General features: G+C 72.5%; 6 protein-coding genes. 2 read left to right on the top strand and 4 right to left on the bottom strand.

Annotated features, from left to right (window positions below; translation table 11 throughout):
• The coding region (locus Q0112_RS12570) for a CPBP family glutamic-type intramembrane protease (protein ID WP_297975827.1) at positions 1-621 on the bottom strand (621 nt) is incomplete at its 3' end.
• A 146-nt stretch (positions 622-767) separates the two neighbouring features.
• Here Q0112_RS12570 and Q0112_RS12565 point away from each other — a divergent pair.
• Positions 768-1,604 carry an SMR family transporter gene (locus tag Q0112_RS12565; RefSeq protein ID WP_297975826.1) on the top strand — a complete coding sequence of 279 codons (837 nt, stop codon included), beginning with the start codon at positions 768-770 and terminating at the stop codon, positions 1,602-1,604.
• A gap of 4 nt (positions 1,605-1,608) precedes the next feature.
• On the opposite strand, the gene Q0112_RS12560 is transcribed toward Q0112_RS12565, so the two are convergent.
• The gene (locus tag Q0112_RS12560; RefSeq protein WP_297975825.1) at positions 1,609-2,151 is read right to left on the bottom strand and encodes a hypothetical protein; all 543 of its coding nucleotides are present in this window, start codon (positions 2,149-2,151) and stop codon (positions 1,609-1,611) included.
• A gap of 66 nt (positions 2,152-2,217) precedes the next feature.
• Between Q0112_RS12560 and Q0112_RS12555 the strand changes: the two genes are divergently transcribed.
• Positions 2,218-2,796 (top strand): HdeD family acid-resistance protein, encoded by a 579-nt coding sequence (locus tag Q0112_RS12555; RefSeq protein WP_297975824.1) that lies wholly within the window; start codon positions 2,218-2,220, stop codon positions 2,794-2,796.
• Between the two features lie 3 nt (positions 2,797-2,799).
• On the opposite strand, the gene Q0112_RS19470 is transcribed toward Q0112_RS12555, so the two are convergent.
• Together Q0112_RS19470 and Q0112_RS12550 are read right to left on the bottom strand one after the other, a co-directional pair.
• Complete coding sequence (locus Q0112_RS19470) at positions 2,800-3,189, bottom strand: type II toxin-antitoxin system RelE/ParE family toxin (RefSeq protein WP_367278470.1); 390 nt, start codon at positions 3,187-3,189, stop codon at positions 2,800-2,802.
• Positions 3,098-3,295, bottom strand: coding sequence for a hypothetical protein (locus Q0112_RS12550; RefSeq protein ID WP_297975823.1), 198 nt, complete (start codon positions 3,293-3,295; stop codon positions 3,098-3,100). The genes Q0112_RS19470 and Q0112_RS12550 overlap by 92 nt, the downstream gene beginning before the upstream one ends.
• Positions 3,296-3,416: the final 121 nt, after the last annotated feature.

The following is a 3,416-nucleotide window of genomic DNA, read 5'->3' as shown; positions in this document are numbered from 1 at the left end:
CACCGCGCCGTGGTAGAAGAACATCCCGAGCCCGCTGGTGAAGATGATCCCGCCCGCCACCGCATGCAGCAGCACCGCGTGCAGGAACCCTCGCCTGAGGTACCCCCGGGCGAAGATCACCCCGCCCGCCACCGTCAGCACCGCCGCGACCCAGTTCCAGAACATGAGATGCGCGAGTCCGAAGCCGAGCGCATTGACCGCCACGCCGAGCCCGCCGGGAAAGAGCACCCCGTAGCGGCGGAAGAAGAGCGCCCGGAAGACCAGCTCCTGCGGCAGCGCCGACAGGAGCGGATAGAGCAGCATCAGCGCCAGCCAGAAGCCCGGCGCCCGCCGCGGCAGCGCCAGGGCCTGCCCCGGCACCAGCAGCCAGACGAGGATCCCGGCCGCCGTCGCCGTCAGCACCGCCACCAGCGCCAGCTGCCCCCAGTCCACCCCGCCGGCCACGAGTTCGCGCCAGGCGAAGCCCGGCGTCAGCGCCAGCAGCACCAGCGCCGCCAGCGTCACCCCGAGGAAGACCGGCCAGAGCCAGTCCGGCGGCATCGCCAGCGCCATCGCCAGCGGCGCGCAGAGATAGAGCGCGAGGAACTCCGCCGCCCGCCCTGCCCGTCCCGCCGCCGCCATGCCCGCTCCAGGCCCCGCACCGGCCGAGGATGCCGCGCCGCGCCGCCCGCCTTCAACCATCGCGAGCGCCCCCGCGCGCGCCGGCTGGCGCCGCCCCCCGGCTTGCCGTAGAGGCGGAAGGCCACGCCCCCCGCGCCCGGAGCGCCATGTCCCTCACCGTCTTCGCGGCCGTCCTCCTCGGGGCGGCGCTGCACGCCACCTGGAACGCCGTCGTCAAGGGCGGCGCCGACAAGCTGCTCTCGACCGTCCTCGTCGCCGCCGCCTCCGGCCTCATCGCCCTGCCCTTCCTCGCCGCCCTTCCCCTTCCCGCCCCCGCCGCCTGGCCCTTCATCGCCACCTCCGCCGTCGTCCAGGTCCTTTACTTCGCCCTCGTCGCCGGCGCCTACAAGGCCACCGACATGAGCCAGGCCTATCCGCTGATGCGCGGCCTCGCCCCGGCCCTCGTCGCCAGCTTCGGCGTCCTCTTCCTCGGCGAGCACCTCTCCCCCGCCGCCTGGGCCGGCATCGCGCTCATTTCCGGCGGCGTCTTCGGCATGGCCCTCGCCTGGCGCGGCCGGGCCTCGCGCAAGGGCACGCTCATCGCCGTGGGCAACGCCGCGGTGATCGCGAGCTACACGCTGATCGACGGCGCCGGCGTCCGCCTCTCCGGCGCGCCCGTCGCCTACGCCATGTGGCTCTTCCTGCTCAACGCGCTGCCCCTCGTCGCCTGGGCGCTCCTCGCCCGCCGCCGGACGCTCCTCGCCGCCCTCCGCCGCGACTGGCGGCTCGGCCTCGTCGGCGGCGCCGGCAACCTCGGCTCCTACGGCCTCGCCCTCTGGGCGATGACCCACGCGCCGGTCGCCATGGTCGCGGCGCTGCGCGAGACCTCGATCCTCTTCGGCATGGCGATCGCCGGCCTCGTCCTCGGCGAGCGCATCGGCCCCGTCCGTCTCGCCTGCGCCGCCCTGATCCTCGCCGGCGCCGCCAGCCTGCGCCTCGCCTGAGGCCTCAGCCGGCCGCCTCGACCACCACCGGCATCGCCGCCACCGCCGCCAGGATGCGCCGCTCGCGCCCGAGCAGCCAGGTGTCGAAGAGCAGCAGGTCGAGCGGCCGCCACAGCGCGACCCACGCCGCGATCACCACCCCGTCGCGCGCCAGCGCCTTCAGCAGCCCCTCTCCGAGCAGGAGCTCGATCGCGCCCCAGACGACGACGCAGACCACGATGAAGCCGCCGGCGAGCGCCAGCGTCTGCAGCCCCTCCCGCCGCAGCGCCGCCAGCCGCAGCCCGATGTCGCCACGCCGCACCGCCGCATAGCGCGCCACGCGCTCGTCGAGCGAGAACGGCGGCTCCTTGCCGATATTGATCGCGACCCCGACCATGAGGCGGTCCACCAGCCGCGCCGCCCGGCGCTCCGCCGCCGTCAGCGTCCCCGCCGCCGCCAGCACCCGCTCGACCCCGCTCGCGAAGGCGAAGCCGGGTGCCTCCGGATCGCCGGGCGGCGCCTCGAACATGCCGGACACGCCAGCGAGCTCCACCACCACGTCGCGCATCTTCCCACCGCCGGCCGTCCGCTATAGGATGGACTTCAGGGGATTGTGACGAAAAGGTAAAGCTCCATGAGCCACGCGCTCGATGATCTCGCCTCCCGCCCGCTGCTGCGACACATGGCCGAATACTGGTGGCTGGTGCTGCTCCGCGGCATCGCCGCGGTGGTCTTCGGCCTGCTCGCGCTCTTCATGCCGGCGGTCGCCGGCCTCTCCCTCGTCTTCCTCTGGGGCGCCTATACGCTCGCCGACGGCATCTTCTCGCTCTGGGCCGGCATCGTCGGCAGCGGCGCGTCGACCGGCAGCCGCTGGTGGCTCGCCATCACCGGCCTGCTCGGCATCGCCGCCGGCCTCATCGCCTTCCTCGCCCCGGCCCTCACCGCCGGCATCCTGCTCATCTTCATCGCCATCTGGTCGATCGCCATCGGCGCCATGGCGATCGTCGGCGCCATCCAGCTCCGCAAGGAGATCGAGGGCGAATGGTTCCTCATCCTCTCCGGCGCCATCGCCATCCTCTTCGGCATCCTGATGTTCACCCGCCCCGCCTCGGCGGCGCTGGCGGTGGTCTGGATGATCGCGACCTTCGCCATCATCTTCGGCATCGACCTCATCCTGCTCGCCTTCAAGCTCAAGGGCTACAAGCGCGCCTGACCTTCAGTCTCGCCAGCCCTCCGGGGAGGGCTCCCTAGCCGTCGCGACGCGGGTGCATGACATCCCGCACCTCGACGAGCCGCCCTCCACGCGGTAGATCGCCCGATAGCGATCGTGCCGCGTCACATGCCGGCGCAGCCCGGTTCCTGAAATGGCGGGGCCCATTTGCGGATAGTCGCCGATCAGGGCGCATGCCCGCTCGATCTCGGCTATCACCCGCGTCGCCGCAGCGGGGTTTCGCTGCAAGAGGTACGTCCTGACCCGGCGCAGGCTGGCGAGGGCACGCGCCGAGAAGACGACTTCAGCCACGCTGGCGGAAAAACTCCCCGACCTCGGCAGGGCCTGCCGCCTCGAACGGCTCGGCGTCGATCTCGCGCAGCCGGGCCATCTCATCGGCGCTGAAGTTGCCGCCGGTTCCCCAGCTCGCTACGAAGCTCTCGATGATCTCCACGAGCCGCTCCTGCGCCTCCGGCGCAAGCTTGGTCTCGGCTTCACCCATCACGTCCTTCAAACGCGCGTTCACACTGCCATCCTGGCCGCGTCGCCTCGTCCCATCAATCGTGCGGCTCCCGTGACAGGAGCGACTTGCGCTCGGGCCGGACCCCTCTATAACCACGCCA

This window comes from uncultured Amaricoccus sp. (genome assembly GCF_937858865.1).
In the GTDB taxonomy this organism is placed as follows: Bacteria; Pseudomonadota; Alphaproteobacteria; order Rhodobacterales; family Rhodobacteraceae; genus Amaricoccus.
This window is presented reverse-complemented; position numbering and strand designations above follow the sequence as displayed.

Excerpts from the sequence above, each read along its gene's own strand:
- Q0112_RS12560 (WP_297975825.1), bottom strand. The coding sequence starts at position 2,151 with ATGCGCGACGTGGTGGTGGAGCTCGCTGGCGTGTCCGGCATGTTCGAG.
- Q0112_RS19470 (WP_367278470.1), bottom strand. The coding sequence starts at position 3,189 with ATGAGATGGCCCGGCTGCGCGAGATCGACGCCGAGCCGTTCGAGGCGG.
- Q0112_RS12565 (WP_297975826.1), top strand. The coding sequence starts at position 768 with ATGTCCCTCACCGTCTTCGCGGCCGTCCTCCTCGGGGCGGCGCTGCAC.
- Q0112_RS12555 (WP_297975824.1), top strand. The coding sequence starts at position 2,218 with ATGAGCCACGCGCTCGATGATCTCGCCTCCCGCCCGCTGCTGCGACAC.
- Q0112_RS12550 (WP_297975823.1), bottom strand. The coding sequence starts at position 3,295 with ATGGGTGAAGCCGAGACCAAGCTTGCGCCGGAGGCGCAGGAGCGGCTC.